The sequence below is a fragment of the Flavobacterium movens genome, assembly GCF_039581425.1.
Lineage (GTDB): Bacteria > Bacteroidota > Bacteroidia > Flavobacteriales > Flavobacteriaceae > Flavobacterium > Flavobacterium luteolum.
The window spans coordinates 586,556-613,355 of sequence record NZ_JBCPXY010000002.1 but is presented as its reverse complement, the minus strand read 5'-3'; the positions used below and the strand labels follow the sequence as shown (position 1 = coordinate 613,355).

General features: G+C 33.4%; 30 protein-coding genes and 4 tRNA genes. 21 read left to right on the top strand and 13 right to left on the bottom strand.

The features are described from left to right. The gene (locus tag AAYQ05_RS06030) at nt 1–1,182 is read left to right on the top strand and encodes a class I SAM-dependent methyltransferase (protein ID WP_343541867.1); all 1,182 of its coding nucleotides are present in this window, start codon (nt 1–3) and stop codon (nt 1,180–1,182) included. Nucleotides 1,183–1,186: 4 nt separating this feature from the next. Next, nucleotides 1,187–1,753: a hypothetical protein gene (locus tag AAYQ05_RS06025; protein ID WP_343541865.1), complete on the top strand. Its 567-nt coding sequence runs from the start codon at nt 1,187–1,189 to the stop codon at nt 1,751–1,753. Here AAYQ05_RS06025 and AAYQ05_RS06020 read toward each other — a convergent pair whose 3' ends face one another. Continuing rightward, nucleotides 1,754–2,401 (bottom strand): M15 family metallopeptidase, encoded by a 648-nt coding sequence (locus AAYQ05_RS06020; protein ID WP_343541864.1) that lies wholly within the window; start codon nt 2,399–2,401, stop codon nt 1,754–1,756. 208 nt (nt 2,402–2,609) lie between these two features. Between AAYQ05_RS06020 and AAYQ05_RS06015 the strand changes: the two genes are divergently transcribed. Beyond that, nucleotides 2,610–3,131 carry an Ivy family c-type lysozyme inhibitor gene (locus AAYQ05_RS06015; RefSeq protein WP_343541863.1) on the top strand — a complete coding sequence of 174 codons (522 nt, stop codon included), beginning with the start codon at nt 2,610–2,612 and terminating at the stop codon, nt 3,129–3,131. 89 nt (nt 3,132–3,220) lie between these two features. Here AAYQ05_RS06015 and AAYQ05_RS06010 read toward each other — a convergent pair whose 3' ends face one another. Together AAYQ05_RS06010 and AAYQ05_RS06005 are read right to left on the bottom strand one after the other, a co-directional pair. Continuing rightward, nucleotides 3,221–4,324, bottom strand: a complete 1,104-nt coding sequence (locus AAYQ05_RS06010) for a fatty acid desaturase family protein (protein ID WP_343541861.1) — start codon at nt 4,322–4,324, stop codon at nt 3,221–3,223. 168 nt (nt 4,325–4,492) lie between these two features. Beyond that, nucleotides 4,493–4,819, bottom strand: a complete 327-nt coding sequence (locus AAYQ05_RS06005; protein WP_343541859.1) for a helix-turn-helix domain-containing protein — start codon at nt 4,817–4,819, stop codon at nt 4,493–4,495. A gap of 121 nt (nt 4,820–4,940) precedes the next feature. On the opposite strand from AAYQ05_RS06005, the gene AAYQ05_RS06000 reads away from it, so the two are divergent. The 4 genes from AAYQ05_RS06000 (at nt 4,941) to AAYQ05_RS05985 (ending at nt 6,918) form a co-directional block, all read left to right on the top strand. Further along, a complete protein-coding gene (locus AAYQ05_RS06000; RefSeq protein WP_343541858.1) occupies nt 4,941–5,210 on the top strand; it encodes a hypothetical protein in 270 nt (89 codons plus the stop codon). A gap of 42 nt (nt 5,211–5,252) precedes the next feature. After that, on the top strand, nt 5,253–5,456 hold the full coding sequence (locus tag AAYQ05_RS05995; protein WP_343541857.1) for a hypothetical protein: 204 nt from the start codon (nt 5,253–5,255) through the stop codon (nt 5,454–5,456). Nucleotides 5,457–5,736: 280 nt separating this feature from the next. Next, complete coding sequence (locus AAYQ05_RS05990) at nt 5,737–6,414, top strand: ThuA domain-containing protein (RefSeq protein ID WP_343541855.1); 678 nt, start codon at nt 5,737–5,739, stop codon at nt 6,412–6,414. A gap of 60 nt (nt 6,415–6,474) precedes the next feature. Then, nucleotides 6,475–6,918 carry a GNAT family N-acetyltransferase gene (locus tag AAYQ05_RS05985; RefSeq protein ID WP_343541853.1) on the top strand — a complete coding sequence of 148 codons (444 nt, stop codon included), beginning with the start codon at nt 6,475–6,477 and terminating at the stop codon, nt 6,916–6,918. A 32-nt stretch (nt 6,919–6,950) separates the two neighbouring features. Here AAYQ05_RS05985 and AAYQ05_RS05980 read toward each other — a convergent pair whose 3' ends face one another. Next, entirely contained in the window at nt 6,951–7,469 is a 519-nt protein-coding gene (locus tag AAYQ05_RS05980) for an STM3941 family protein (RefSeq protein ID WP_343541851.1), read from the bottom strand. Nucleotides 7,470–7,757: 288 nt separating this feature from the next. Between AAYQ05_RS05980 and AAYQ05_RS05975 the strand changes: the two genes are divergently transcribed. Further along, entirely contained in the window at nt 7,758–7,928 is a 171-nt protein-coding gene (locus AAYQ05_RS05975; protein WP_281633249.1) for a hypothetical protein, read from the top strand. A gap of 6 nt (nt 7,929–7,934) precedes the next feature. Next, complete coding sequence (locus AAYQ05_RS05970) at nt 7,935–8,447, top strand: PRC-barrel domain-containing protein (RefSeq protein ID WP_281633250.1); 513 nt, start codon at nt 7,935–7,937, stop codon at nt 8,445–8,447. 87 nt (nt 8,448–8,534) lie between these two features. Here the strand turns inward: AAYQ05_RS05970 and AAYQ05_RS05965 are convergent, their stop codons facing one another. The 5 genes from AAYQ05_RS05965 to AAYQ05_RS05945 form a co-directional block, all read right to left on the bottom strand. Beyond that, complete coding sequence (locus tag AAYQ05_RS05965) at nt 8,535–9,047, bottom strand: AAA family ATPase (RefSeq protein ID WP_343541848.1); 513 nt, start codon at nt 9,045–9,047, stop codon at nt 8,535–8,537. Between the two features lie 92 nt (nt 9,048–9,139). Continuing rightward, nucleotides 9,140–9,213: transfer RNA gene (locus tag AAYQ05_RS05960), tRNA-Arg, on the bottom strand. A gap of 81 nt (nt 9,214–9,294) precedes the next feature. Beyond that, nucleotides 9,295–9,368 (bottom strand) — tRNA-Arg (locus AAYQ05_RS05955). A 16-nt stretch (nt 9,369–9,384) separates the two neighbouring features. Continuing rightward, nucleotides 9,385–9,459 (bottom strand) — tRNA-Pro (locus AAYQ05_RS05950). A 14-nt stretch (nt 9,460–9,473) separates the two neighbouring features. Then, nucleotides 9,474–9,557, bottom strand: a tRNA-Ser gene (locus tag AAYQ05_RS05945). A gap of 238 nt (nt 9,558–9,795) precedes the next feature. Here AAYQ05_RS05945 and AAYQ05_RS05940 point away from each other — a divergent pair. Together AAYQ05_RS05940 and AAYQ05_RS05935 are read left to right on the top strand one after the other, a co-directional pair. Next, nucleotides 9,796–10,974, top strand: a complete 1,179-nt coding sequence (locus AAYQ05_RS05940; protein ID WP_343541847.1) for an acetyl-CoA C-acyltransferase — start codon at nt 9,796–9,798, stop codon at nt 10,972–10,974. A gap of 67 nt (nt 10,975–11,041) precedes the next feature. Beyond that, complete coding sequence (locus tag AAYQ05_RS05935) at nt 11,042–11,803, top strand: C40 family peptidase (RefSeq protein ID WP_343541846.1); 762 nt, start codon at nt 11,042–11,044, stop codon at nt 11,801–11,803. A 243-nt stretch (nt 11,804–12,046) separates the two neighbouring features. Here the strand turns inward: AAYQ05_RS05935 and AAYQ05_RS05930 are convergent, their stop codons facing one another. Beyond that, nucleotides 12,047–12,892, bottom strand: coding sequence for an AraC family transcriptional regulator (locus tag AAYQ05_RS05930; RefSeq protein WP_281633254.1), 846 nt, complete (start codon nt 12,890–12,892; stop codon nt 12,047–12,049). 117 nt (nt 12,893–13,009) lie between these two features. Between AAYQ05_RS05930 and AAYQ05_RS05925 the strand changes: the two genes are divergently transcribed. From AAYQ05_RS05925 to AAYQ05_RS05910, 4 genes are all read left to right on the top strand, one after another. Next, nucleotides 13,010–13,996, top strand: a complete 987-nt coding sequence (locus tag AAYQ05_RS05925) for an aldo/keto reductase (protein ID WP_343541844.1) — start codon at nt 13,010–13,012, stop codon at nt 13,994–13,996. A gap of 307 nt (nt 13,997–14,303) precedes the next feature. Next, on the top strand, nt 14,304–14,909 hold the full coding sequence (locus tag AAYQ05_RS05920; protein ID WP_343541843.1) for an NAD(P)H-dependent oxidoreductase: 606 nt from the start codon (nt 14,304–14,306) through the stop codon (nt 14,907–14,909). 2 nt (nt 14,910–14,911) lie between these two features. Then, nucleotides 14,912–15,190 (top strand): putative quinol monooxygenase, encoded by a 279-nt coding sequence (locus AAYQ05_RS05915; protein WP_343541842.1) that lies wholly within the window; start codon nt 14,912–14,914, stop codon nt 15,188–15,190. A gap of 140 nt (nt 15,191–15,330) precedes the next feature. Next, nucleotides 15,331–15,789 (top strand): DUF3291 domain-containing protein, encoded by a 459-nt coding sequence (locus AAYQ05_RS05910; RefSeq protein WP_343541841.1) that lies wholly within the window; start codon nt 15,331–15,333, stop codon nt 15,787–15,789. Nucleotides 15,790–15,878: 89 nt separating this feature from the next. On the opposite strand, the gene AAYQ05_RS05905 is transcribed toward AAYQ05_RS05910, so the two are convergent. Then, nucleotides 15,879–16,586, bottom strand: a complete 708-nt coding sequence (locus AAYQ05_RS05905; protein WP_343541840.1) for a class I SAM-dependent methyltransferase — start codon at nt 16,584–16,586, stop codon at nt 15,879–15,881. A 302-nt stretch (nt 16,587–16,888) separates the two neighbouring features. On the opposite strand from AAYQ05_RS05905, the gene AAYQ05_RS05900 reads away from it, so the two are divergent. Beyond that, nucleotides 16,889–17,776 carry a LysR family transcriptional regulator gene (locus AAYQ05_RS05900; protein WP_343541839.1) on the top strand — a complete coding sequence of 296 codons (888 nt, stop codon included), beginning with the start codon at nt 16,889–16,891 and terminating at the stop codon, nt 17,774–17,776. A gap of 47 nt (nt 17,777–17,823) precedes the next feature. On the opposite strand, the gene AAYQ05_RS05895 is transcribed toward AAYQ05_RS05900, so the two are convergent. Continuing rightward, the gene (locus tag AAYQ05_RS05895; RefSeq protein ID WP_343541838.1) at nt 17,824–17,994 is read right to left on the bottom strand and encodes a hypothetical protein; all 171 of its coding nucleotides are present in this window, start codon (nt 17,992–17,994) and stop codon (nt 17,824–17,826) included. 137 nt (nt 17,995–18,131) lie between these two features. Between AAYQ05_RS05895 and AAYQ05_RS05890 the strand changes: the two genes are divergently transcribed. After that, nucleotides 18,132–19,418: a DUF2130 domain-containing protein gene (locus tag AAYQ05_RS05890; protein ID WP_343541837.1), complete on the top strand. Its 1,287-nt coding sequence runs from the start codon at nt 18,132–18,134 to the stop codon at nt 19,416–19,418. A 68-nt stretch (nt 19,419–19,486) separates the two neighbouring features. Here the strand turns inward: AAYQ05_RS05890 and AAYQ05_RS05885 are convergent, their stop codons facing one another. Further along, the gene (locus tag AAYQ05_RS05885) at nt 19,487–20,266 is read right to left on the bottom strand and encodes an META domain-containing protein (RefSeq protein ID WP_343541835.1); all 780 of its coding nucleotides are present in this window, start codon (nt 20,264–20,266) and stop codon (nt 19,487–19,489) included. 266 nt (nt 20,267–20,532) lie between these two features. Here AAYQ05_RS05885 and nirB point away from each other — a divergent pair, with 266 nt between their 5' ends. The 4 genes from nirB to AAYQ05_RS05865 all read left to right on the top strand — a co-directional run bounded on the left by nirB (nt 20,533) and on the right by AAYQ05_RS05865 (nt 26,362). Then, entirely contained in the window at nt 20,533–23,046 is a 2,514-nt protein-coding gene (gene nirB, locus AAYQ05_RS05880) for a nitrite reductase large subunit NirB (protein WP_343541833.1), read from the top strand. Nucleotides 23,047–23,431: 385 nt separating this feature from the next. Then, the gene (nirD, locus tag AAYQ05_RS05875) at nt 23,432–23,809 is read left to right on the top strand and encodes a nitrite reductase small subunit NirD (RefSeq protein ID WP_343541830.1); all 378 of its coding nucleotides are present in this window, start codon (nt 23,432–23,434) and stop codon (nt 23,807–23,809) included. Nucleotides 23,810–23,962: 153 nt separating this feature from the next. Continuing rightward, nucleotides 23,963–24,547 carry a DUF4202 domain-containing protein gene (locus AAYQ05_RS05870; protein WP_343541829.1) on the top strand — a complete coding sequence of 195 codons (585 nt, stop codon included), beginning with the start codon at nt 23,963–23,965 and terminating at the stop codon, nt 24,545–24,547. Between the two features lie 6 nt (nt 24,548–24,553). Beyond that, the gene (locus tag AAYQ05_RS05865; protein ID WP_343541827.1) at nt 24,554–26,362 is read left to right on the top strand and encodes a PAS domain-containing sensor histidine kinase; all 1,809 of its coding nucleotides are present in this window, start codon (nt 24,554–24,556) and stop codon (nt 26,360–26,362) included. The last annotated feature ends 438 nt before the right edge of the window (nt 26,363–26,800 follow it).

Below are 26,800 nucleotides of genomic sequence, written 5' to 3'. Positions count from 1 at the left end.
TTGAACATTCCTATTTTGCATCCAGATATTCAAGAATTTATAATTCAAAATACTGGTGCAGATATAACAAAATTGGCGCTCCAAAAAAATCCATTCCCCGATGTAGACTGGATTTTAATATTAAATCAAATTGAAGCACGAACAAAAGCAAAGGAAAAACTTCCGACTTGGTTTGCAGCCGAAAACATCATTTATCCGAGTAAAATTTCTGTAGAACAAACCTCTTCAGAAAAAACAGCGGTCTACAAAGCTTCATTAATTTCAGGTGAAACTTTAATTGATTTAACTGGCGGTTTTGGCGTTGACGATTATTATTTTTCGAAGAAATTTAAAGCGATTACGCATTGCGAAATAAATGAAGAATTATCTGGAATTGTAACCCACAATTTTAATCAACTAAAAGTTGAAAATTGTACATTTTATACTGGAGATTCCATTCATTTATTAGAAGAATCAAACCAAAAATACGATTGGATCTACATTGACCCTTCTCGAAGAAATGACAGCAAAGGTAAAGTTTTCATGCTGAAAGACTGTCTACCAAATGTTCCTGAATTACTTGATTTTTATTTCGAAAAATCAAATTCCATTTTAATTAAGACTGCTCCCTTATTAGATATTTCAGCAGGATTATCAGAATTAAAAAATGTAAAGAACATTCACATCATTGCACTAGAAAACGAAGTAAAAGAACTGCTTTTCGAAATTCATAAAGGTTATTCAGGCGAAATAACTTTAAAAACGGCCAATATCTTAAAAGATAAAACTGAGACTTTTGAGTTTGTTTTAGACAGCGAAACTCCATCGCTTTCTTACGGTTTTCCATTACAATATCTTTACGAGCCAAATGTGGCAATCATGAAATCTGGCGGTTTTGATCAAGTAAGCAATGCTTTTCAAATTAATAAATTGCACAAACATTCGCATTTATATACTTCAGAAAATTTAATTGATTTTCCTGGAAGAAAATTTGAGGTTCAAAAAGTCCTTTCATACAATAAAAATGAAATGAAAAACGAACTAACCGGTAAGCAGGCCAATATCACTACACGTAATTTTCCAGAGACTGTAGAAAGCATTAGAAAAAAATGGAAAATAAAAAATGGAGGGAATTTATATTGTTTTTTTACGACAGATGTAAAAGATAACAAAATAGTATTAATTTGCACCAAAATAATCTAACGCAATGAAACAATTAATTACACTAACTCTATTTTTATTAACCTTTACCGCATTTGCCCAAAAACCTTGTGAATACAATGTAAATGTAACCGACTCAATCGGGTCTTATAAAGTAACAAATGAATACTTAGTGAGTGAAAAATATTTTGGAGGAAGCTTTAATTATATTTTCTTCTCTTTGGCTCAAACTGATGGTCTACCTACCTTAAACCTGCAATCTATTCAGAAAAGCAAAGACTTCATTAAAGCAAACTGTTTTGATAAAAACTCAAAAATATTTTTGCAATTAGAAAACGGAAAAATTGTGACGCTAATGCACATCGATCAAGAAAACTGCGGTACACTTATTCGTGATGACAAAGGTTTTGACAACCGTATCAATACAGGGATTTTTATGTTTATGAAAGACAATTATGAAGAACTGAAAAAATCTCCAATTTCTATAATGCGAATAAAATACCTTACCAATATAGAAGATTATATTGTAAAACGAGAACTTACTTCTGAATTAACTGGAAAGGTAACGAATCCAAATACCTATTTTATGGATAATATCAGGTGCGTTGAGTAATTAATCGCACTTCCATTTCTGGTTGGAAACTTTATCTTTTAAACCTGTTTTTAAATTATAATGCCACCATTCAGAATCAAAGGAGTTAAAGCCATTTTTAATCATAGTCTTTTTTAAATAAGCCCTATTAGAAAGAATTTCTTTTGAAAGCTGTTTAAAATTATGACTCGCCATAATTCCAAAAAAATCAAAAGAAGTTCCCATATCCACTTCTTTTCCGGTTATATCCACCAAAGAAATATCTACGGCTCCTCCTCTATTGTGGATGGAGCCTTTTTTTGGATCGGCAACGTAGATCGGATTCGACACAATCTCCCACATTTTCTTCTGAATATCCAAAGGCCTGTAACAATCGTAAATTTTAATTCTATATCCTTTTTTTAAAAAATCTTTATTGGCTTCCACTAGCGCTTTTACAGTTTTTAAACGAAGCATACATTCTGCACAATCGTAAACTTTTGTTTTTAAGAAATTATCCTCGGTCGCATATTTCATATCATAAACAAAATCGTTGCTGTAATCTCGTAGATTCACAAAGGTAGTATCCGAAATTTTCACTTCAGCTGATGGAGTATACGTTTCATTTTGAGCATGTAAACCTCTTATTCCAAAAAGAAAAAAAACTAAAATCTTGAGAGTATATTTCATGGTTAAACGATTTTAAAAATTGAAATTAAACAAAAAATTCTTAAAAACCGATTCTAAGATTTTCCTTTAAAACTAAAAACCTATTTTTTTGAATCCAGAATTCGTCATAAATTACTTTCAAACCAAAGTTTATTTTTAATATCTTTATGATAATTAGACCATTACGTCTTTGTAAATTAAATTATTAATTCTAAAAATCAATTATGTTATGAATTACAGAGCTAAATACATTTCAGCAGCAATCGTAAGCAGTTTAATTTTGTTTTCCTGCAAAAAAGAAATTATAAAAGAAGTTCCTAAAACAGATTCTACTTCTATAAAAACAGAAGCTTTAAAAGAAGACAGCATAGTGTTAAACCCGAATGATTCTTTATATGGTTTAGTAGATAAGAGTGTTATTGGAACGCAATTTCTAACCAAAAGCAGTATAGCCCCGAGATTAAAAAAATTATTAGGAGCAGATTATGATCAAATGGTAAAAAATTGGAACACAGAAACCCCTTTTGAAAAACAAGATAATATACTTCATGCATGGGGATGCAAACAGCATGACTGCAGCAATTATTCTTATGATTTGTACATCGATGTTAAAAACAATAAAATCAATGTCTACAAATTTTCCGAATCTAAACTAACCGTTTTAAAAGAAGATAATTTTGACATTGAAATTAATGGTAACTTTTTAAAAGATCTCGAAATTAAAAAGCAAAATATCCTAAATAAAAAATAACAACATGCCCGTTTGGGGCTTGTTAAAAAACAGAAGTCTGGTTCAATATTGAACCAGACTTCTGTTTTTTATAAAATTACTCTTAATAACTATATCTCTCCTGTAATCAAAATATTTTCCTTTACACCCTTATCTCTCAACATTCTAAAATGAGACCGAACAGCATGATAAAACGGATACGAGGTATATGGCAGATTATATTCTTCTGCGTAACGTTTTATAATTGGCGTAATATAAGGATAGTAAGTATGTCCAACAGCAGGAAAAAGATGATGTGCCACATGATGCGTAAATCCGCCATAAAGGAAATTAGCCAATTTACTTTCAGTACTAAAATCTTTAGTCACAATCATTTGATGCATTACCCAAGTGTCAGAAAGATTTCCATCTTCATCGGCATGCGGAAAATGAGCATTTTCATCAACATGTGTAGAAACTAAAGCTACAACTCCAATCGCGCTGCCACATAAATGCATAGAAAGCCAAGCAAACAAAACCATGTACCAAGGCTGGCTTAACAACATCATAGGAATAAAAAGCAAATAAATAAGATTAATAATCTTTGCCGCAAAAAGTCTATACACTTCTTGTCTCGGTATTTTATCTACCACTCTTTTTACGTAATTATCCTTTGTTCCAAAAAAATCTTTAAAGTCTCTAATATAAAGCCAATTAAGACTGTAAAGAGGATAAATAAACCACATGTAAATATGCTGGTACTTGTGGTAATTAAATAGCGGACTGTTTGGAAATATTCTAATAATATCGCTCTGCTTGATATCAATGTCCCAATCTGGCACATTTGGATAAGCATGATGCAGACTTATATGGCGTCGCATCCAAAGCCAGTGATTACTGCCAAATAATTCTAAAACATATAAAAACCATTCATTATGCTTAGGCTTTTTAAACAAAGCTCCATGTGCAGCATCATGAAAAGCATTTATAAATAAAACGATCATTGTAATGCCAGACAAAATGTAAAAAAGAAATAGTAAGGGCGTCTGGTTCCCGAAAATTAAAATACAGGCGTAGAACAAAAAAAATACTGTCAGAAGCCCTAAAGACTTCACAACGTTTAATACATACAAAGACGAGTTTTTTAAGACCGTTTCATTCACTTCTAAACGCATCTTTTTAAAAAAATCATCTGCTCCTGGTTTAACATAAACCGGTCGTTTTAATTTTTCCATATTGGTTACTGCTAGAAATTGTTAACCAAATTTAGTAAAAAAAAACTTAAATAGTAAGTGTAGAATTAAATAAAAATGGAGTATTTTAAACAAAAAAACCACTCTGTTAGAGTGGTTTAAATTAATTTGACATTTAAAATTGTTAGATATTTTTTGGAAAACTTTTTATTATTCCTCAAACTTTTTATCTGCCAATCGCAATCTAATATTATGAATACGACCTTCAATCTCTTGTAAATCATTCAGAATATTTTGTTTTTCATAAATTGCGCCGACTTCAGTAACCATATCTTGCTCATCAGGAGCAAAAAGATCATTCAAATCCACATCCGGAAAATTTTTACTCAAGCTAATAATAAATTCAGAACCTATACTAGCTGTCCCATGTAAATATCTTCCAATCATTGCAGGGCTAAATCCTAGAATTGCCCCGACTTCCTTCTGCTTTAATCCTTTATCCTTAAAGAATTTACTTAGTTTCTCGTGATACATCATTATTAAAATTCAAAGAAATATAGGTAAAATATATTTTTTAACATTAAAAAGAATAAATAGTATAATATTATTCTTACATTTACTCGTAATAAAATACATACAAATAATTATTAGCAAATATATGTCAAAATTAATCAATAATAGCAATTTTAAAGAAGATAATTCTCACAATAAAAAAGCTTATGAATTTATAGATAAGCATTTACCTGTTACCTATGTTGACCTTACTATTGCTTGTATCATAAAAAAAGGACAGCCAGCTCCAAGTAAAGCATTAATTAGAAATGTTAGAAACAAAACCGTACTTCGAAATGACATCTTACTCGCACTGGTAGAAGTAGCTAATGAAAACAAAGAGGCAATCGAAAAAATTAAACTTCTAACCTCATAATTTCAAAAACAAAGAAAACAATTTACAACCAAAGCTCATTTTATGACAACCCGAAATAATAATAAAAAAGAAAACCCTAAACAAAAGCCTATTCACAATCATTTTGAAATCTTATCTTCAGATAAAAATGATTTCAAAAACATTGCTTATTTGTACGGAATGAGTCCTGAACAATATAAAGAAGGACTTGAAATTCATTTAAAATGTTTTAGCCAAATTGAAAAAGTGAAAAGAATTATCAATTAGGAATATATCATCTATCAATAAAATTCTATCAAATACACATCATCTCTTTTTTTAATCACTTCATAAAACCAATAAAATTAATTCGTATTGTAATTTTGAAATTTTAGCATCAAAACATTATTTCAGCTAAATTTCAACTTTTTTGTAATTTGCCTTCTAACAAATTTGTCTTAGCAAATCTCTGATAAAAAATTTAATAGTATCCATTTTATTTCTTTTAAGCTGTTTCATTCAGCAGGACTGTCTGGCTCAAAAACATAAAAAATCACGTTTTAAAGCTTTGGTTTTATATGAAAATGGTGGACATCATCTCCCATTTACCCAAGCGGCTAAACCATGGTTAAATAAACTTGCCATTGACAACAGCTTTACAATTGATTATATCGAAGGTACTAAAACAATCAACGAGGCACTTTTAAAGCAATATCAAGTTTTTATTCAATTAGATTATCCTCCGTACACTTGGAGTGAAGAATCTATGCAGGCATTTCAGAAATATATGAACAGCGGAAAAGGCGGATGGGTTGGTTTGCATCATGCTACTCTGCTTGGAGAGTTTGATGGATATTCTATGTGGAACTGGTTTTCTGATTTTATGGGCGGAATCAGATTCGTTAATTACATTCCAGATTTTGCGAGCGGAAAAGTAAATATAGAAGATAAATCTCATCCTGTAACCAAAGGAATTCCATCTGATTTCATTATCCAAAAAGAGGAATGGTATATTTATGACAAAAGTCCGAGACCAAATGTGCATGTTTTGGCTTCAGTTGATGAGTCTACCTATCAGCCAGATTCAAAAATAAAAATGGGAGATCATCCAGTAGTGTGGACAAACGATAAATTTCCTTCGCGAAATGTTTACATTTTTATGGGACACGCACCAGAATTATTCCAAAACGAAGCATATACTACCCTACTTCGAAATTCAATTTTCTGGGTGGCAGGCAAAAAATAATTCAGTATTCCACCTAATTGCTATTTTTGCCAGTCATCAAAAAATAAAACAATCAAGACTGTGATTCAAAAAGTAAATAAAACAGAATATCCCGAACTGATTTCGGTTTGGGAATCTTCGGTAAAAGCAACACATGACTTCTTAAAACCTGAAGATTTTATATTTTACAAAGAACTTATTCCAATTTTTTTTGATAATGTTTCTTTACACTGTATAAAAAATGACCAACAACAAATTATTGGTTTTGTTGGAACTCATGATGAAAACTTAGAAATGTTGTTTGTAACAGCAGACCAAATTGGAAAAGGAATCGGAAAAAAGCTATTATTATATGCAATTGAAAAACTTAAAATCTCAAAAGTTGATGTAAATAAAGATAACCAAACAGCCACTGCATTTTACAAGCATTTTGGTTTTGAAATACAATCAACATCCGATTTAGATGGATGCGGCAAACCCTATCCGATTTTGCATTTAGAACTAACAAAAGAGCCACTTCATTAAAGTGGCTCTTTAAATTTTACAACAAACTGCTTTTATTTTTTCCAATATCTTAAAAACAGCTTAAATAATTCTTCCGCATTAATTTCAATTTCTGAAGCGGAGTACATTATATTCAATTTCGAATTTTGTTCATCATAAGCCATTTTCCACAGAAATTTAGAAACGTGAGCCTCATATTTGGCTATACTATCAATTGTGATGGCAACCAAAGTATCACCACCTACTTTCGTTAATTGCAAATCGGTAACATCTTGCCACTCTATTCTTCCAAAAGCTTTAGCCACTGGCGTTGTTCTTCCAGAAAAACCATTTGAATCTATTTGAATTAATGGAGATTTATCTTTTATTCCAGCAAGAACTTTAAATGTTAAAACAAGCATTATTAAAAGAATTGCACCCGAAACTATTGAAAGTTTTATTTTAAATACTCCATCAAAAGTTCCTATACCATATAAAAGCATAATTGCTAATAAAGTACTAATTGCGCCAGCATATAAAAGTAAGTTTCTCGTTTTCTTGGCATTTCGGTAAAATTTTATTTCTTCATTCATGGGGCGTAGTAAAAATTTTTATTTGTTATTAGAATTAAAAATGAAGAAGCAATTTACTGCAAAACATTTTAAGAACGTAAGAAACTCCTATAAACATTGATTTAACTAAAGAGACAAAAACAATTTCAATTAATGCATTTCAAGCAACTAAGCTTACAAAACATTGCAAATCAATTTTCTACCCAACTGGAAATTGTATAACTTCTATATGAAATTAAATACTTTCAAACGCAATCTCCATTTGTACCTTTATTATAAAACTAAATATTCATAATAAAAATACAGGTTATGGCAGAAATTAAAATTGAGAAAAAGAAGCCAATTTGGCCATGGATTGTAGCAATCCTATTAATCTCAGCACTTGTATACTATGTCTTTATAAAAGATGATCAAGTGCAAAATGAAAACAGAATGGAAATCGAAAACAATTCTAGTGTAGACAGCACAGCAAATTATTAAGAAACTATGGAAAATAAAGATAGAAATTTATACAGATTAGATGAGCTTTCCGATTATAAAGTTGCTTCAAACTATTCTGATGTAAGAGGTTGGAAAATTGTAGACTCAGACAACCGCACAATAGGAAAAATTGATAACCTATGGGTTAATAAAGACATGCAACGTGTTGTTTATCTAGACGTTAATCTTGATAAAGGATTAATAGAAGACAGTCGTAATGAAGTACATGATGCAATTGCGAATGAAAATGGAAAGGAATTTATCTATAAAGATGGAGACAGCCACATTATTATACCAATCGGCTCTGTGAGTATAAATAAAGACACTAAAATTGTCATGGCCAACAATATTGGATATGATACATTTAGAAAAACAAGCAGATATAACTGGCAAAATGATTTTGATCGGGAGTACGAAAGAAGAGTATTAAATTCTTATTATCCTACTGAGGAATCGCGCCTTGCTTCTGAAAGTAATGACGATACTTTTTACAAACGAAGAGAATTTGACAATTATTGATAAATGTAATTTGCATTAAAAACAAATGTTACAAACGAATAAAGACCAAGCGTTCAAGAATGTTTGGTCTTTGTTTATTTTATCTCTTTAATGTTCTATTTTATTTTGAATTTGATTTAATCTTTCAGATAAACTTCCTTTTACTTCAATTACTTCCAAATCAAAATCATCAATTAATTCTCTGATAATATCATTTACTTCATACCTCAGTTCGGGCAAATCAGAAGCTGAGCACAAAATTCGATCTGGCTTTTCAATAGGAACAAACACAAAAACGTCAATTTCTTTAATTGCATTTTGAATTTTATTAAATATTGACGAAAAATTTAATTTATCATCGACCGCTAAAGCATATGCTAAAAGATCAATTGGACAGCGATCAAAAATGGCGTTTTTGTTACTTCTTACAATTTGCTTTAAAGAATGTTCTAACTGAATCATATAATCATCTGCAGTAGGAATTTCAGAAAAATCAAAACCCATTTCTTGCAGTTCAAAATACGGTTCCGAATAAAACTCATAATCAGGAAGAGCTTCATGCAGTTTTTCTGCAAATGTGGTTTTACCAACCTTATGAGCTCCAAGTATTACTATTCTCATACCATACCTATTTTTTAACTATAAACAACTAAAAATAAACAAAATAGGCCCAAAACAAAAAAGGATGATCAAAAATGATCATCCTAATAAAGTGATCCCAGAAGGATTCGAACCTTCGACCTACGCATTAGAAGTGCGTTGCTCTATCCAGCTGAGCTATGGAACCAGTATTTCAAAATTTCTAAAAATAGAAATCAAAACTATATACATAAGAACAAAAAAGCCATTCAATTTGAATGGCTTTTTGTGAACGCAGAAGGATTCGAACCTTCGACCGCCTGCTTAGAAGGCAGGTGCTCTATCCAGCTGAGCTATGCGTCCATTATTTCAATTGTAGTCGGGGTGGCAGGATTCGAACCTGCGGCCTCCTGCTCCCAAAGCAGGCGCGATAACCGGGCTACGCTACACCCCGAGGCAAAATTTAAGCGGAGAGACAGGGACTCGAACCCTGGCGACGGTTACCCGTCGACAGATTAGCAATCTGCTCCATTACCGCTCTGGCACCTCTCCTTGCTTGCGGAATTGCTTCCGTTTTGCGAGTGCAAATGTATAACAACATTCCTTTTCTCACAAGCTTTTTTTTGAGTTTTTTTAGTTTTTTTTCATCTTTTTTCAAAACCACTTCACAATCAAACAAATAGAATTAACAAAAATTTCACCTTAAATTTAAAATTCGTCTATTCAATACAAAATTTGAATTTATTCAAATAAACATTAAATTTGCTTACTAACTATTATTAAACAGAAAATGAACAAAAGAGTTGTTATCGTTTCTGCCGTTAGAACACCTATCGGAAGTTTCATGGGCGGGTTATCTAGTGTACCTGCACCAAAATTAGGCGCTGCTGCCATAAAAGGAGCGCTTTCAAAAATTAATCTTGACCCAAAATTAGTCGATGAAGTTTTCATGGGAAATGTAATTCAGGCAGGCGTCGGACAAGCTCCAGCACGCCAAGCAGCACTTTTTGCTGGTCTGTCTGAAGAGGTTGCCGCTACAACAGTAAACAAAGTATGTGCTTCTGGAATGAAAGCTGTAATGTTTGCTACTCAAGCAATCGCATGCGGTGACGCTGAAATTGTGGTAGCGGGCGGAATGGAAAGCATGAGCTTAATTCCACATTATGTGCAAATGCGTGCTGGAAACAAATTTGGCCCTGCAACTATGTTGGACGGAATGCAGAAAGACGGTTTAACTGATGCTTACGACAATAACGCAATGGGAGTTTGCGCTGATTTATGTGCATCTGAATACAAAATAAGCCGTGAAGAACAAGATGCATTTGCAATTCAGTCTTACGAAAGAAGTGCAAAAGCTTGGGATGCTGGAAAATTCGACAATGAAGTTGTTCCTGTTGAAGTACCTCAGAGACGTGGCGAACCCATTATATTTTCAAAAGATGAAGAATATACTAACGTGAAATTAGATAAAATTCCATCTTTAGCACCAGTTTTCACAAAGGACGGAACTGTAACTGCTGCAAATGCTTCAACAATAAATGATGGAGCTGCTGCTTTGGTTTTAATGTCTGAAGAAAAAGCAAATGCATTAGGTTTAAAACCTTTAGCTTACATAAAAGGCTACGCAGATGCTGCACAAGAACCAAAATGGTTTACAACAAGTCCAGCAAAAGCATTACCAAAAGCTTTAGACAAAGCAGGAATCTCAATTTCAGATGTTGATTATTTCGAATTCAACGAAGCTTTCTCTGTAGTGGGATTAGCCAATTCAAAAATATTAAATCTAGACAATGATAAAGTAAACGTAAATGGTGGCGCTGTTTCTTTAGGACACCCTCTTGGAGCTTCTGGAGCACGAATTATCGTAACTTTACTTAATGTTTTAGAACAAAACAATGCAAAAACTGGAGCTGCTGCAATTTGCAACGGTGGAGGTGGCGCATCGGCAATTGTTATCGAAAGAGCTTAAAACAATATCTCAAAAAATCAGGAGTTATTAATATAACTCCTGATTTTCAACTTATAAATTTCCTTAAATGTTTGGAATTTGCAATTTAGCCATAGTACCTGTTCGAGCTGAAGCCAGCGACAGAAGTGAAATTGTTACACAGCTCTTGTTTGGCGAGCATATCGAAATTTTAGAACGCTATAATCAGTGGGCTAAAATAAGAATTCAGTATGACGATTATGTTGGTTGGGTAGATTCTAAACAATATCAGGAAATTACTAAAGAGCAATTTAATCAGTTAAGCAAAGAGGCAATCATCTTAAATGCTGATTTGATTGATTATATCACAGCTCCTAACAACCTACTGCTTCCTATTCCGCTTGGAGCTTCGTTATCTTTTTTAAACAACAGCGAAATCAATACATCAAATTTTGATTTTGAAGGAACAAAAACCAGCGGCATCAAACCAAAAAGTGCCTTAATAAATACTGCTTTCATGTATTTGAATGCACCTTATTTGTGGGGAGGAAAAACACCTTTCGGCATTGATTGTTCAGGCTTTACGCAAATGGTTTATAAACTAAACGGATATAAAATTCACCGCGACGCTTCACAACAAGCACTTGAAGGCGAGCCTTTAAGTTTTATTGAGGAAAGCGAAGTTGGCGATTTAGCCTTTTTTGACAATGATGAAGGAAACATCATCCATGTTGGAATCATTATGGAAAACAACTACATCATCCACGCAAGTGGAAAAGTACGTATTGACCGTTTAGACCACAGCGGAATTTATAATCCAGAAATAAACAAACACACTCATAAACTTCGTGTGATTAAAAAAATCATCTAACTTTTATTTCGTATCGAAAAATAGAATTAAAGTACGCGGATAAAACAGATTCGCTTTGCGAAAACGCGGATTTACACAGATTTTTTCTTTTCTCTCACAGATTGAGCAGATTTATTTAAAAAATCTATTTTAAATCTGCCTAAATCATTTAAAATCTGCGTGAAATAAAAAATCCTTTTAATCATTATAATCTGTGGCTAAAAAAATTAGCGCAAATTCAGGAAATTTGTAGCAAACAAAACCTTAAGCACTCAATCGAATCGTCTTTCTAAACTCAGACGGACTATACCCCTTTTGCTTTCTAAAAAACTTATTAAAATGGCTTTCATCTGTAAAACCAAATTCATAGGCTATTTCGTTAATACGTTTCTCGCTAAATTGCAAACGATGTTCAATCAGTTTCGTTTTATAATTACTGATATACTGTTGCATCGTTTCGCTCGCATGTTTTTTAAAATAACGTCCCAAATAAGTATTCGAAATTCCGAAATAATCACTAATTGATTCCGCTTTGATTTTTTCAGGATAGTAGATATTATTCTGAATATATTGCAGGATATCCATTGCTTTAGCCTCAGTATTTATGGTTACTTGTTCAGGCAAGTATTTCGCGATATTTCTCGCCACAATAATAATCAGCGTATTCACCAACTGCTGAATCAATTCCTGATTGTAAACATCTTTATCCTGATGTTCGCGACAAATAGCTTCAATCATCACTTTCACCAAACATTTATCAGGATCATTTTTTAGAATGCAACCCGGCTGATGATTGGCATTTTGAAGTATATATTCTAATCGCTGAATATTTTCATTCTGTAAACTCGAATTTTTCAAATAAATATCATTAAACCTTAAAAAGAAAAACTTCGTTTCGGTTTCAATTGTAAAATTATGGCAATCCTCAGGGGTTAATAAAAACAAATGCCCTGGATCATATTCAAAAATATTCTTATTGATACACTGCCTTCCGGTTCCTTCTAAAATATAAACCAATTCGAAAAAATTATGACGATCTCCAACATCTGGATATTCATTCAGCGTTTCAAAAGAAACCGTAAAAGGTTCATATAAGTTTTCTTTTTTCATAATTCCATTTTATTTGAAGATGCAAATATACCTAAAAAAGACAAATATATACCAAATAAGAATCATAAAAACAGTATAATTTTGCCTCATCAATTTTAAACATAAAAAATCACAATCATGGAATATAGAAAACTAGGCAACTCAGAACTTGAATTATCAGCAATTACATACGGTGCATTTGCTATTGGCGGAACGATGTGGGGAGGAACAGAAAAGAAAGATTCAATAGCATCTGTTCAGGCTTCAATTGACCACGGCGTTACTACAATCGATACTGCTCCTTTTTACGGATTTGGTTTAAGTGAAGAAATGATCGGCGAAGCTATAAAATCTTACGATCGTTCTAAAATTCAATTACTTACTAAATTTGGTTTAGTTTGGGACGGAAGTAATAATGGAAAAGGCGATTACTTCTTTGATGCTGACGACAATGGCAAAAATGTTCCGATTTACAAATATTCATCAAAAGCAAACATCATTAAAGAAGTTGAAGAAAGCTTAAAACGTCTTCAAACCGATTATATCGATTTATTGCAAATTCACTGGCCAGACTCAACAACACCAATTTCTGAAACTATGGAAGCTGTTGAAACTTTAATTCAGCAAGGAAAAATTAGAGCATTCGGAGTAAGTAATTATAATATTGCACAAATTCAGGAAGCACAAAAAACAGTTCAAATAGCTTCAAACCAAGTAGCTTACAGTATGCTGAATCGCGGAATCGAAGCAGATTTAATTCCGTTTACAGTGGCAGAAAACATCGGAATCATTGCTTATAGCCCAATGGAAAGAGGTTTATTGACTGGAAAATATTTCACAGACAGCAAATTAAAAGAAAACGACCACAGAAACGGCTATTTCGGAAAATTCGATTTACAGCAGGTAAAAACTTTAATAGAAGAATTAAGTTCCTTAGCGCATTCAAAACACATTTCAATTTCGCAATTGGTTTTACGCTGGACGACTTTGCAAAAAGGAATTTCAATTGTTTTAGCTGGAGCAAGAAACGCAGAACAAGCCATTTCAAACGCCAAAACAATGGATTTCGATTTATCAGCTTCAGAATTGGAATTTATCAATCAGGCAATTGCTAAAATAAAATAATTCTCTTTTTAAACACATAGAAACATAGTTTTTACTTTGTCTATAAAAGCGTTTCACTTACATACACACACATACCTATGTGTTAGAAACTAGTTTCTTTCCATTCTCTTTTTCAAGAAAGAAAAACCTATATTTCTATGTGTTTAAAAAAATCTCAAAACTTAAATAATTTAGAATTTGGGCGTGTCCCAATCCCGATAACTATCGGGAGGGCTATCCGCTAAATCTTTTACTTTTTAAAGAAAAAAGTAAAAGGATATCGCTACTATCCCTCACGCATCACGTATCCATAACAACATAAAGTAAAATGAAAAAGATATTTATAATTAACGGTGGACAAAAATTTGCTCATTCAGGCGGAAAATTCAACAAAACAGTGCAAGACTGGACAATTGATTTTCTTTCCAAAAACAACGAATACGAAATCAAAACAACCCACGTAGAGGACAATATTGATCTTGACCAAGAAGTAAAAAAATTTGTTTGGGCAGATGTAATTATTTATCATACACCAGTTTGGTGGTTTCAACTTCCAAACCTTTTCAAAAAATACATCGATGATGTTTTTACAGCTGGCCATAATAAAGGAATTTACAAAAGCGACGGAAGAAGCCGTGTAAATCCAGACATCAATTACGGAACTGGCGGACTTCTACACGGACGCAAATACATGCTTACCACAAGCTGGAATGCGCCTGCAACCGCTTTTACACTTCCAGGAGAATTCTTCGATCAAACTTCGGTTGATGATGGCGCTATGTTTGGTTTTCATAAAATGAACAAATTTACCGGAATGGAAAAAATAAACAGCTTCCATTTTCACGATGTCGAAAAAGGTGCAACACCAGAAAATATTGCTATCTTTAAAGAGAATTACACGAAACATTTAGAGCAAACTTTTAAAAACTTATAATTATGATTTCGATTACAGCAATTTTAAAAAGTAAACCAGAGCATTTAAATGAAGTTCAAAACCTGCTGACACATCTAGTAACCGAAACTAGAAAAGAAGTTGCATGTATTCGTTACGATTTACACACTTCCGAAAATGTTTTTATCCTTTGGGAAGAATGGAAAGACCAACCAGGATTAGACCTGCATAACAATCAATCCTACTTGCAAGAATTCATCAAAAAAACGGAAACGCTGGTTTCAAGCCCAATTCAGGTTTACAAAACCGTAAAGACTTTATAAGTTTTTTTTCAATAGCCACAAATTCACGAATTAATATAAAATCTATGCGTATAGATTTTAAAAAATAAATTCGTGACTTCGTGGCTATTAAATTATTCCGAAAAAAGCTAAATTGCCTAAAATTCAGAAATCTATATTTTATGAGCAATTATCATCTTGCCGAAATCAATATTGCAAAAATGAAAGGAGTCGACATCAATGACCCTATCATGAAAGAATTTGTAGACAATTTAGATCTTGTAAACACCTTAGCCGAAAACAGCGACGGATTTGTCTGGCGACTTAAAGACGACAGCTATAATGCGACAAACTTAAATCCGTATAACGACGAACAGATCATTGTAAACGTTTCGGTTTGGGAAAGCATTGAAACGCTGGAACATTATATGTACAAAACCTTTCACAGCGATTTTTTAAAACGTCGAAAAGAATGGTTTCAGAAATTCGGAAAAGCGCACACAGCAATGTGGTGGATTCCAAAAGGCCATATTCCTAATCTTGAAGAAGCTGTCGAAAAATTAGATTACCTTCAGCGAAACGGTCCATCCGACTTAGTTTTCGATCTTCGAAACAAATATCCAATGCCGGTTAATACATAGTTGTATAGCCACAAATTCACGAATTTATTTTTTAAAATCTATGCGCAAACATTTTTAAATTAATTCGTGAATTCGTGGCTAAAAAAAAACTACTTTATCCCTCCAAAAGCCCCAAAACACATATTTTTATGTAAAATTTCGACTTTTGAGAATCCTACTTTTTTCATTAAATCCAATTGGTAATTCATTGATCTTGGCGTATCTTCTTTGGCAATATAATCGAATACATTTTGTCGATATTCTGCCCCTCCTATTCCTTCTAAATACTCTCCGTAACGCTGCCAAGTGTATTCGTTTAATAATTCCGTGTCTTGTGTAATCAAATCCGAAATCATAAAACAACCGCCGGGTCTTAATAATTTGAATATTTTCTCGAAAGTTGTTTCCCAATCTTGGTCATCTCTCAAGTGGTGCAAAACCGCTCCAGCCAAAATAATATCAAACTGATTTTCTTGCAATTCAACTTCACGAATATCACCTTGTTTGATTTCAACTTTTCCGTTTGTTTCTGCTGAAACTCTTTCAAAAGCTTTATTCAACATCGGCAAACTCAAATCGACCAAAGTGCAGTTTAAATTTGGTAATTTCGAAAGCATCATCAAAGTATAATTTCCTGCGCCACAGCCAATATCCAAAACATGAGTGGCATTTGGAACAATTCGTTTTGAAGCTTCTGTAATTAATTCTAAAGAAATTTTAGCGTCAATAGTAGACAACTGTCCTGTTTCTAAATTCGAAAATCGTTCGACATCATTGTCAAATCGTTCTTTGATTTCTTCAATAGTTGATTTTTTCATAGTTCTTGTTTTTTATACTCTCACAGATCTAGCAGATTTAGGGGATCTTTTTGCTATTATTGATCGGAATATTGGTGATTAAGAATAAAATAATTTTAATTAATCTGTAATCTGCCCTATCTGCATAATCTGCGAGAGACTTGTTTTTATTTTAAGAATTAAAAGTTTTTGTTATCAATTATTCGTTACAATTCTCACTTTTAACGTTTCACTTCTAACATTTAACTCAAAATCAAAACTACATCTTTCATAAATACCTTAAAAATACTATTTTTATCAATTAATAATACTTTAAAAGTATCATGGAATTACGTCACTTAAAATATTTTTTGACTGTAGCCGAAGAACTGAACTTTACCAAAGCCTCAGAAAAACTATTTATTTCGCAACCACCCTTAAGTCGGCAAATTGCAGAACTAGAAGAAGAACTTCAGGCAAAGCTTTTTATCAGAAATAATAAAAAAGTAGAGCTAACAGAAGCTGGAAAATATTTTGAAAGAGAAGTCAAATCGCTTTTTCAAGATTTGGAACGCATTTCGCTAAAAACAAAAAAGATCGCAGAGAATGTGTCGGGAGAATTTAGGATTGCTTACATCAGTTCTATACATTCTGCAACAATTTCAGAATTGATAAAACATTTAAAATTACAATTTCCTTATGTCAATTTCAAACTTTTTGAGATTTCAACCACCAAACAAATTGACGCTTTAGAACAAGGAAAAATCGAAATGGGAATTATACGTTCACCCATAAAATCTCCCAAAATACAATCGCATTTATGGTTTCAGGACGGATTTTCAATTGTTTTTAATAAAACGAATATTCAGCTAAAATCTGAAAAAGAGATATTGAATTTAAAAGATGAAACTTTTGTATTTTTCAACAAAGATTATGCACCGCATTATCACGAAGTTTTACTGGAACTTTGTGCTTTTTATGGCTTTACGCCAAAGATTATTCACGAAGCCAACAACATCAATTCCATTGTACAATTAGTCAAAAACGGATTAGGAATTTCGATTGTTCCGTCAAATATTGCGAAAAACAATCAAGATTCTGAGATTAGTTTTATCGAATTGAAAAAAGTGAATTTACGCACGGATGTTTCGATTATAACTTCAAAAGAAGATGATTCTGAGATTATAAAATCTGCTGTTAATTTTTTATTGAATAAAAGTGGTTCCCGCTAAGTTTTGTGGTGAAATTAATCTCGCAAAGACGCGAAGTCGCAAAGTTTTTATTTAAAAGTTGCGTCCAGCATTAGCTGGATGGGGAAATAGTTAAGTTTAAAAGGCTTTAGCCAAACAACTACGAATTTGGCTAAAGCCTTTTCCAATTCAACTTTTATACCTCCAGCTAAAGCTGGAGGCAATTCAATAAATCCTTTTAATCCTTTAATCTGTGACAAAAAAACTTTTGCGTCTTAGCGTCTTTGTGGCCATAACAAAAATTCGTTACAATTTAGTACAGAAATCCACATCATAAAAAGAGAACTTTTAAATACCTTAGCAAATCATAATTCTACAAAATAAAACTACTATAAAAATGGCTGAACAATCTTCAATTCAGTGTCCAAACTGCGGAACTCCAATCGATGTCAATGATGTTTTGAAACATCAATTGGAGGACAGCATCCGTAAAGAATTTCAACAAAAAGCCACTATTCAAAATAAAGAATTGGAGCTTAAAAACGAACAATTGGACAAAGCCAAAGCCGAATTTGAAGCCAAAAAGAAACAAGAAAACGAACTTTTTGCAGAGCGTTTGGAACGAGAAAGAAAAATTGCGGAAAAAGAAATTTCTGAAAAACTGAAAACCAAACTCGAAGAAGAAAACAAAGACCGTTTGCTTTTAATGGAAAAAGAACTCTCTGAAAAATCGGAAAAAATCAGGGAATTAAATAAAATGGAAGGTGAAATCGCCAAATTACAGCGCGAAAAACTGGAAATGAAAGAAGCGATTCAAGCCGAAGCCGAAAAACAATTGAACGCACAATTGACCTTGGAACGTGAAAAAATCAGAAAACAGGAAGACGATAAAAACGAGTTAAAATTTAAAGAACTTCAAAAGCAATTAGAAGAACAGAAAAAATTAACCGAAGAAATGAAACGCAAGCAAGAACAAGGTTCAATGCAATTGCAAGGCGAAGTAATGGAATTGGCAATTGAAGAATGGTTAGCCAATAATTTCCCTCTTGACAGTATCGATGAAGTCAAAAAAGGTGCGAATGGTGCTGACTGTCTTCAAATCGTAAATACTCGCGAGCATCAAAATTGCGGTTCTATTTATTATGAAAGCAAGAGAACAAAAGCTTTTCAACCATCGTGGATTGAAAAATTCAAAAATGATATCAGAATCAAAAGAGCCAATATTGGTGTTTTGGTTACCGAAGTAATGCCAAACGGAATGGAACGAATGGGCATGCGCGACGGAATCTGGATTTGTACCTATGAAGAATTTAAAGGTTTAAGCGCCGTTTTACGTCAATCTTTAATTCAGATTAATCAAGCCGTTCAAGCGCAGGAAAACAAAGGCGATAAAATGTCGATGTTGTACGATTTCTTAACCAGCAATGAATTCCGTTTGCAGATTGAAGGAATTGTAGAAGGTTTTACGCAAATGCAAAGCGACTTAGATTCTGAAAAAAGAGCGATGCAGAGAATCTGGAAACAACGCGAAAAACAAATCGAAAAAGTGGTTCATAATACTTTAGGAATGTACGGTTCGATTCGCGGTATTGCCGGAAATGCGGTTCAAAGTGTAAAAGCTTTGGAATTAGATTTTATTGAAGGTGATGATACTGAAGAGGAAGAAACTAAAGAACTAGAATAAATCCTTCGACTTCGCTCAGGAAGACAAACGAAATGTCAAGCTGAGCGAAGTCGAAGCCCTTATAAAACCTAATCCAACTTCTTAAAAACCAAAAGTTTCCCAGAAGGATTCGAAAGCGTTAACCTATTATTTTCAATAGAATACGTAGTTGTACTTTGCAGTGCTTTTGTAAATTCACCTTCTTTATTTCCTTGTGGGCAAGCCATTAAAGTTGAAATTACCTTTGTAAATCGCAATACATCTTTTTCATAAAAAATTTGTCCGCTGATTCCGTTACAACCTCCGTAACCAGAAAATCTGTTTTCTGAAGAATTGATTTCGATTCGAGGAAATTCCTTTTGAAAATCGGTTGCAAAAACTTTATAGCCGTTCAGTTCTTCCAAAACCCAAATATCATGCAAGCGATAATCTGTATTATATTTACCGCAGCCTTCGAGTTTTTTCGTCTCTAAATCTACATTATTTTTGATTTCTACTTTCGCACTATATGGTGAAATTACGCCAGACATCGAATCCTGACAATCCAATTGCTGAATCGTAATTGTTGCCGACGAAGTTTCATTGCTTACTTTATACATTTTCACGTTCGCATCCATCGCTTTTATAGCTTCTACAGCAGGAAAAACAAGTTTTTCTTTCCCTGGAATTAAAGATGTAAAAACGATATTTTCCTTTCCCATTCTTACTGCCCAAAACGGCTCGTTTCCAGTTGCTTTAAAATAGTATTTCATCTCATCTTCTTGGGCCCCATATTCTGAAGTATTATGTGTATTCGAAGTCTTATCGGCTGAAGATTTACAGCCTATTACCAAAAAAAGTAAAAGCAAAAATGACAATATATTTTTCATAACGTTTTATTTTGAAGATCATTTTAACAAAATACAAGTAAAATTCTTATGAATTTACGACTTTTTTCTGAATTACTTATTTAGAATCTTTTCAAATTTATTTTTTTTTATCACATATAAAATCTCGTAAAAACCTTTACTACGTAACAGTTTACGAAGAAATACGTAACAAAATTCAATTACAAGATTTAAAAAATCTAAATACATACGTATTTTTATAAGTATAAATACTTATATTTGCGTAGTAATACTTAATTAAAGAAATCATGATTAAAGTAATAGTAGTTGGAAACGGGATGGTTGGTTATAAATTTTGCGAAAAATTCATTGCAAAATCAGGACAAGAAAAGTATCAGATTACGGTATTTGGCGAAGAGCCAAGACGAGCTTATGATCGCGTACATTTAAGCGAGTACTTTGGAGGAAAAACAGCTGATGATTTATCATTATCGACAACCGACTGGTACGCAGAAAACAATATTATTTTAAATACATCTGAATTAATTACAGATATTAATCGTGATGCAAAAACGATTCACACTCACTTAAACAAAACACATACGTACGACTACTTAGTTTTGGCAACAGGTTCTTCCGCTTTTGTGCCACCAATTGAAGGTGTCGAAAAAGAAGGTGTTTTTGTTTATAGAACCATCGAAGATCTGGACGCTATTATGGCCTACGCCAAAAAAATAAAAATAAAAGGTGCGACTGAAGCTGCCGTTTTAGGAGGCGGATTATTAGGTCTCGAAGCAGCAAAAGCAGTTAGAGATTTAGGCTTGAATCCGCATGTGGTGGAGTTTGCGCCACGCTTGATGCCTAGACAATTAGATCAAGGCGCAAGCGATATGTTGCAAGCTAAAATCGAAGAACTAAATATTGGAATTCATCTAAACAAAGCAACGCAATATATTGACGGAAAGGAAAGTATAACGGGAATGATGTTTGCTAATGAGGAATTGTTAAAAGTTGATATGTTGGTTATATCGGCCGGAATCAAACCTCGCGACGAACTGGCAAGAGTTTCAGGACTTGAAGTGGGCGTAAGAGGCGGTATTGTGGTAAACAATCAAATGCAGACATCAGATCCTTCAATTTATGCAATTGGCGAAGCGGCACTTTACAACCAAAACATTTACGGACTTGTTGCTCCAGGCTACGAAATGGCCGATGTTGCGGCCGAGCAAATCTTAAATGGCGATAAAACCATGAGAGAAACCATTGATATGTCGACACAATTAAAATTAATTGGTGTTGAAGTCGCGAGTTTTGGTGATCCTTTTATCGAAAATGAAAACGTAACTGCCATTATTTATGAGAATAAACTAAGCGGGATCTACAAAAGAATTAATGTTACCAAAGATTCTAAAACCCTTTTAGGCGGAATTTTAGTCGGCGATTCTAGCGATTACAATTCGCTTTTCCAGATTTACAATAACGGAATGGCTTTGCCAAAAAATCCAGAAGATTTGATTTTGGGTTCTCGTGATGGCTCTGAAGGTTCAAGTTTAGGAAGTGTAATGGATTTGCCAGACACAGCCGTAATTTGTTCTTGCGAAAATGTGACAAAAGGAGCGATCTGCTGTAAAATTTTAGACGAAAGCTGTTCTTCATTATCAGATATTGTGAAAGCAACTAAAGCAACTTCTGGCTGCGGAGGCTGCAAACCAATGGTTTCTGATTTGGTAAAAGCCACTCAAAAATCTTTAGGAAAAGAAGTAAAAGAAGTAATCTGCGAGCATTTCAACTACAATCGTCAGGAATTATTTGATTTGGTAAAAATCAATAAATACGAGAATTTCTACGATGTTCTAGATCATCACGGAAAAGGCGATGGCTGCGAAATCTGCAAACCGGTTGTTGCTTCTATTTTCTCTAGTATTTATAACGATACCGCAAATAAACACGTTACAACTCAAGATACAAACGATAGATTTTTGGCCAATATTCAGAGAAACGGAACCTATTCTGTTGTTCCAAGAGTTGCCGGAGGCGAAATCACTGCTGAAAAATTAATTGTAATAGGCGAAGTAGCAAAACAATTCGATTTGTACACTAAAATTACTGGAGCTCAGAGAGTTGATTTATTTGGAGCGCATTTAAGTGATTTGCCAAAAATTTGGAAAATCTTAATCGATAATGGTTTTGAAAGCGGTCATGCGTACGGAAAATCGCTTCGTGCTGTAAAAAGCTGTGTCGGAAATGCTTGGTGTCGTTACGGAATGGACGACAGCGCCGGATTTGCCATCGAACTGGAAAATAGATACAAAGGAATTCGTTCTCCGCATAAATTGAAAGGTGGTGTTTCGGCTTGCATTCGCGAATGCGCTGAAGCCCGCGGAAAAGATTTCGGATTAATCGCCGTTGAAGGCGGATGGAATTTATACATCGCAGGAAATGGCGGCGCAAATCCAAAACACGCTGTTTTATTAGCCGAAAAAATCGACAAAGAAACGGTAATTAAATACATGGACCGATTCTTAATGTATTACATCCGAACTGCTGGTCCGCTGATTCGAACTTCAACTTGGCTGGAAAAACTAGATGGAGGTTTAGAATATTTAAAAGAAGTCATCATTGAAGACAGTTTAGGGATCTGCGAAACCTTAGAAGCCGAAATGCAGACTCTAGTTAACACTTTTGAATGCGAATGGAAACAAGTTCTTGAAAAACCAAGATTATTAAAACGCTTCAATCACTTTATAAACTCAGACGAAAAAGACGATAACGCTGTTTTTGTTCCGCTAAGAGATCAAAAAATGCCAAAAGCTTGGTCGTAAATTTATTTAAACACATAGAAACATAGAATTACTAAACTTAAAAAGGCGTTTCACTTGCATTAACAAACATAGATAGCTATGTGTTAGAAACTAGTTTCTTTTAATTTTCTATTTCTCAAACAAAAAACAAAAAAAGCTATGTTTCTATGTGTTTAAAATTAAAGCCACAGATTATAAGGATTATAAGGATTAAAAAGATTAAAAAAATCAACTAAATCTGCAATCCCGATAACTATCGGGAGCGGGAGAAAAAAATAGCTCCAAAAAAAAAGAAAAAAAATCATTAAACGTTTGCTGTCCTCTTACCCTCTTTTTTACTGCGCCATCAAATCTCTCTTGATTGTAAAAAGAGGGCTAAGAAACAGGAAATCAAAACTTAATCAAAATGGAAGAAATCTTAAATCAATACGAAACGGTTCACGCAAGCGATGCAACAATTTGGTTCAAAGCAGGTAAAGTTGAAGATTTCCCAACCAACCGAGGTGGATGCATCAAATACAAAAACAAACAAATCGCTATTTTCAACTTCACTCGTCGCAACGAATGGTATGCTTGCCAAAACGCCTGCCCACATAAAATGGAAATGGTTTTATCCAGAGGAATGACAGGCTCTGCCGATGATATTCCGAAAATTGCCTGCCCGATGCATAAAAAAACTTTTTCACTTGTTGATGGTTCGAACTTAAACGGTGAAGACTATAACATTGCAACCTACCCGATTAAGATTGTTGATAACGAAGTTTTTGTTGGATTTGCAGATTAGACTTTTAAAGAGCCAAGAAGCAAGAGGTAAGATTTGAAAAACTTTTATCATCTTGCTTCTTGCTTCTTTCATCTCACTTTCGACTTTTGACTTTCGACTTTCAACTTTTCTACTTAATTCCGTATCTTTGAAATTCTATTATCAAACCAAAAAATGACTACACCTTTTCAAAAAGCAAGCGAATGGATTGATGCTGAAAATGCTCAAGACCCAAATATTGAAATCGACCAAAACCAAGAATATCCAAAAGAATTATTGTATTCAAACAGGATGTACGAAAGGCTGATGCAATTTGAACCAAACGCATCCGAGGAAATCCAGATCGCATCAAAAGCCCAACACATTTGCCGATGGAAAGTTGCCCGCGAATCCTACCCAATGGATCGTGTTGGTTATTTGAGATGGAGAGAAGAATTGAAAAAATTCCACGCAAAAACTACCGCCGAAATTCTGGAAAAAGCTGACTATGATCAGACTTTTATTGATCGAGTTTCATTTTTAATTGAAAAAAAACTGCTTAAAAAAGATCACGAAACACAATTATTGGAAGACGTAATTTGTTTAGTGTTTTTAGAATATTATTTAGACCCTTTCGTACATAAACACGATGAAGAAAAACTAAAAAACATCATCAAAAAAACTTGGGATAAAATGTCGGACAAAGGGCATCAAGAAGCTTTAAAAATCAATTATTCGCAAGAAAATCTTAATCTTATAAAAGCTTCTCTAGGACTGTAAAATAGTATGAAAAAAAGCAATCAGGAAGAAGACAAAATTACTTTCAAAAATTTACGCCGTCTGTATTTTTTTGCGCTTCTTACTATTGCGTTAACTATAATTATCAGTCAGTTTTTAGTACAATACAATCTTAATCAGCAGTTAAGCGATTCTAAAATCATCAATTTTTCGGGTAAACAAAGAATGTTGAGCCAGAAAATCGTCAAAGAAGTTCTGATCCTGCACTACGTTTCTGATACAGTTTCTGCAAAACAAATTTCACATTTAAATGAAGTTTTATCACTTTGGAAGAAAAACCAAAATGCGCTTGAAAACGGCAACGACAGTCTAGCTTTTCCAAAAGAAAAATCAGAAACGCTTTCGAAATTATATCTGGAAATCAATCCAATTTTCAATAAAATTGCACAAACAACCAATTCCTTTTTACTGAATTTAAAGCAGAAAAAAACAACTGCCGAAAACCAAAAATTCGTAAACATTATTTTAGAAAACGAAGGCATTTTCCTTTCTAAAATGAATCAGATTGTAACCCAATATGATCTCGAAGCACACGAAAAAGTAACCGAACAACGCCGAATAGAATACTGGATTTTCGGTTTCACACTTTTAATTCTGGTTTTAGAATTCTTCTTCATTTTCAGACCTACAAATAAGAAAATCGAGCGATTAATTACACGACTTTTATCTTCCGAAAAGAAAGCTTTAAAGCTCGCATACGACACTGAAATCCTTAGCGAAATCAAAGAAAATTCGGTTAAAGAATTAAAATCGCTCAATTACGCAATGGAAAATACACTACTCTATTGCCGAATTACGCCTGATGGTTCGATCATTCATATTGGCGAAAAATTTGCCAAATTGTTGAATTATACCAAGTTTTCATCCAATAAAAAATTCTCCGAAGTTTTAACTGTTGATGAAAAAGAACAGATCAATTTTGACCGCTTGATATTTGAAAAACAAAGAAGTGGCTGGCAAGGTGAAATCAGTATTTTAAACAAAGAAAACGAAACCATTTGGCTAGATTTATCAATGGTTCCGGTTATGATCAAAAAAGACGAACTAGAACTCTTAATTGTCTGCTTCAACATTACTGAACGCAAAAAAGCACAACGAGAAGTCGAACGTTTAAACCTTGAAAACACAACGGAAAAAATCAATCAGCAAAAGATTATTTCAAGTAAAATTGTTGAAAATCAAGAAAATGAGCAAAACCGAATCGCCAAAGAAATTCACGACGGAATTGGCCAGATGCTTACCGGTTTAAAATTCAGTTTAGAAAGCATCAATTTAGATGACAGAGAAAAATCAGAGCAAAAAATTGAATATTTAAAGAAGCTTTCTTTAGACATTATAAAAGGGGTTCGCACGGCAACTTTCAACCTAATGCCACCAGAATTAAGCGATCACGGCATCGTTTCTTCTTTAGCAAAACTAACACAAGAACTTTCAAAACTTACTGGAAAAGAAATCCTTTTTTATAACAAAACCGATTTTGATCAACGTCTTGATTCCTTAATCGAAATCAATATTTATCGATTAACTCAAGAAGCAATCAACAACGCCATAAAATACGCCGAATCGTCGCATATTATTGTACAACTTTCGCACAGTGAAACTTTACTAAGTATTATTGTTGACGATAACGGAAAAGGTTTCGACGTAAATTCAGTCGACAAAAAGCGCAACAGCGAATCTGGAATGGGACTTTTGTTTATGAAAGAAAGAATCCAATACATTAACGGACGCGTTTTCATGAACTCAATCCCAGGCGAAGGAACGAGAATTACTTTTAATATTCCGATTCTTAAATGAGAAAATTAGTCAATTAGATAATTTGATAATTACTTAAAGTAGCGTAAAAAATTATCTAATTCTTAAATTGACACATTCCCTAATTTTCTAATTGCCACATTAACTAATTATCTAATTAATTTGGGCGAGCCAGTATTAGAAAAAGTGGGCAATTTAACTTTGTCTATATACGCCCACTCTTCCTAATACTGTCGGGCTATCCGCGCTACTTCGGTAGCTTGCTCCTATCCCTCTCGCGGGCAATCGTTTTCAGAAGAACATTTCAGTACTGTTTGTCATCTCGACAAAGGAGAGATCACACAAGAAACTCCGCAATCTAAATCGCCAATCTTTGTCGAATCCCGCGTGTGATTCTTCGTTCCTCGGAATGACAAACTTTGCGCGTAGAAAACCTTGACAAAGTTGACCGCAATCTTGTCATTTCGACGGAGGAGAAAT

Coding starts and splice junctions, on each gene's coding strand:
- AAYQ05_RS06000 (WP_343541858.1), top strand. CDS start 4,941: ATGTCAAAATTAATCAATAATAGCAATTTTAAAGAAGATAATTCTCAC.
- AAYQ05_RS06025 (WP_343541865.1), top strand. CDS start 1,187: ATGAAACAATTAATTACACTAACTCTATTTTTATTAACCTTTACCGCA.
- AAYQ05_RS06005 (WP_343541859.1), bottom strand. CDS start 4,819: ATGATGTATCACGAGAAACTAAGTAAATTCTTTAAGGATAAAGGATTA.
- AAYQ05_RS05885 (WP_343541835.1), bottom strand. CDS start 20,266: ATGAAAAATATATTGTCATTTTTGCTTTTACTTTTTTTGGTAATAGGC.
- AAYQ05_RS05865 (WP_343541827.1), top strand. CDS start 24,554: ATGAAAAAAAGCAATCAGGAAGAAGACAAAATTACTTTCAAAAATTTA.
- AAYQ05_RS05900 (WP_343541839.1), top strand. CDS start 16,889: ATGGAATTACGTCACTTAAAATATTTTTTGACTGTAGCCGAAGAACTG.
- AAYQ05_RS06010 (WP_343541861.1), bottom strand. CDS start 4,324: ATGGAAAAATTAAAACGACCGGTTTATGTTAAACCAGGAGCAGATGAT.
- AAYQ05_RS05940 (WP_343541847.1), top strand. CDS start 9,796: ATGAACAAAAGAGTTGTTATCGTTTCTGCCGTTAGAACACCTATCGGA.
- AAYQ05_RS06015 (WP_343541863.1), top strand. CDS start 2,610: ATGAATTACAGAGCTAAATACATTTCAGCAGCAATCGTAAGCAGTTTA.
- nirD (WP_343541830.1), top strand. CDS start 23,432: ATGGAAGAAATCTTAAATCAATACGAAACGGTTCACGCAAGCGATGCA.
- AAYQ05_RS05925 (WP_343541844.1), top strand. CDS start 13,010: ATGGAATATAGAAAACTAGGCAACTCAGAACTTGAATTATCAGCAATT.
- AAYQ05_RS05935 (WP_343541846.1), top strand. CDS start 11,042: ATGTTTGGAATTTGCAATTTAGCCATAGTACCTGTTCGAGCTGAAGCC.
- AAYQ05_RS05965 (WP_343541848.1), bottom strand. CDS start 9,047: ATGAGAATAGTAATACTTGGAGCTCATAAGGTTGGTAAAACCACATTT.
- AAYQ05_RS05910 (WP_343541841.1), top strand. CDS start 15,331: ATGAGCAATTATCATCTTGCCGAAATCAATATTGCAAAAATGAAAGGA.
- AAYQ05_RS06020 (WP_343541864.1), bottom strand. CDS start 2,401: ATGAAATATACTCTCAAGATTTTAGTTTTTTTTCTTTTTGGAATAAGA.
- AAYQ05_RS05905 (WP_343541840.1), bottom strand. CDS start 16,586: ATGAAAAAATCAACTATTGAAGAAATCAAAGAACGATTTGACAATGAT.
- AAYQ05_RS05930 (WP_281633254.1), bottom strand. CDS start 12,892: ATGAAAAAAGAAAACTTATATGAACCTTTTACGGTTTCTTTTGAAACG.
- AAYQ05_RS05995 (WP_343541857.1), top strand. CDS start 5,253: ATGACAACCCGAAATAATAATAAAAAAGAAAACCCTAAACAAAAGCCT.
- AAYQ05_RS05920 (WP_343541843.1), top strand. CDS start 14,304: ATGAAAAAGATATTTATAATTAACGGTGGACAAAAATTTGCTCATTCA.
- AAYQ05_RS05975 (WP_281633249.1), top strand. CDS start 7,758: ATGGCAGAAATTAAAATTGAGAAAAAGAAGCCAATTTGGCCATGGATT.
- AAYQ05_RS05970 (WP_281633250.1), top strand. CDS start 7,935: ATGGAAAATAAAGATAGAAATTTATACAGATTAGATGAGCTTTCCGAT.
- nirB (WP_343541833.1), top strand. CDS start 20,533: ATGATTAAAGTAATAGTAGTTGGAAACGGGATGGTTGGTTATAAATTT.
- AAYQ05_RS05980 (WP_343541851.1), bottom strand. CDS start 7,469: ATGAATGAAGAAATAAAATTTTACCGAAATGCCAAGAAAACGAGAAAC.
- AAYQ05_RS05870 (WP_343541829.1), top strand. CDS start 23,963: ATGACTACACCTTTTCAAAAAGCAAGCGAATGGATTGATGCTGAAAAT.
- AAYQ05_RS05915 (WP_343541842.1), top strand. CDS start 14,912: ATGATTTCGATTACAGCAATTTTAAAAAGTAAACCAGAGCATTTAAAT.
- AAYQ05_RS05890 (WP_343541837.1), top strand. CDS start 18,132: ATGGCTGAACAATCTTCAATTCAGTGTCCAAACTGCGGAACTCCAATC.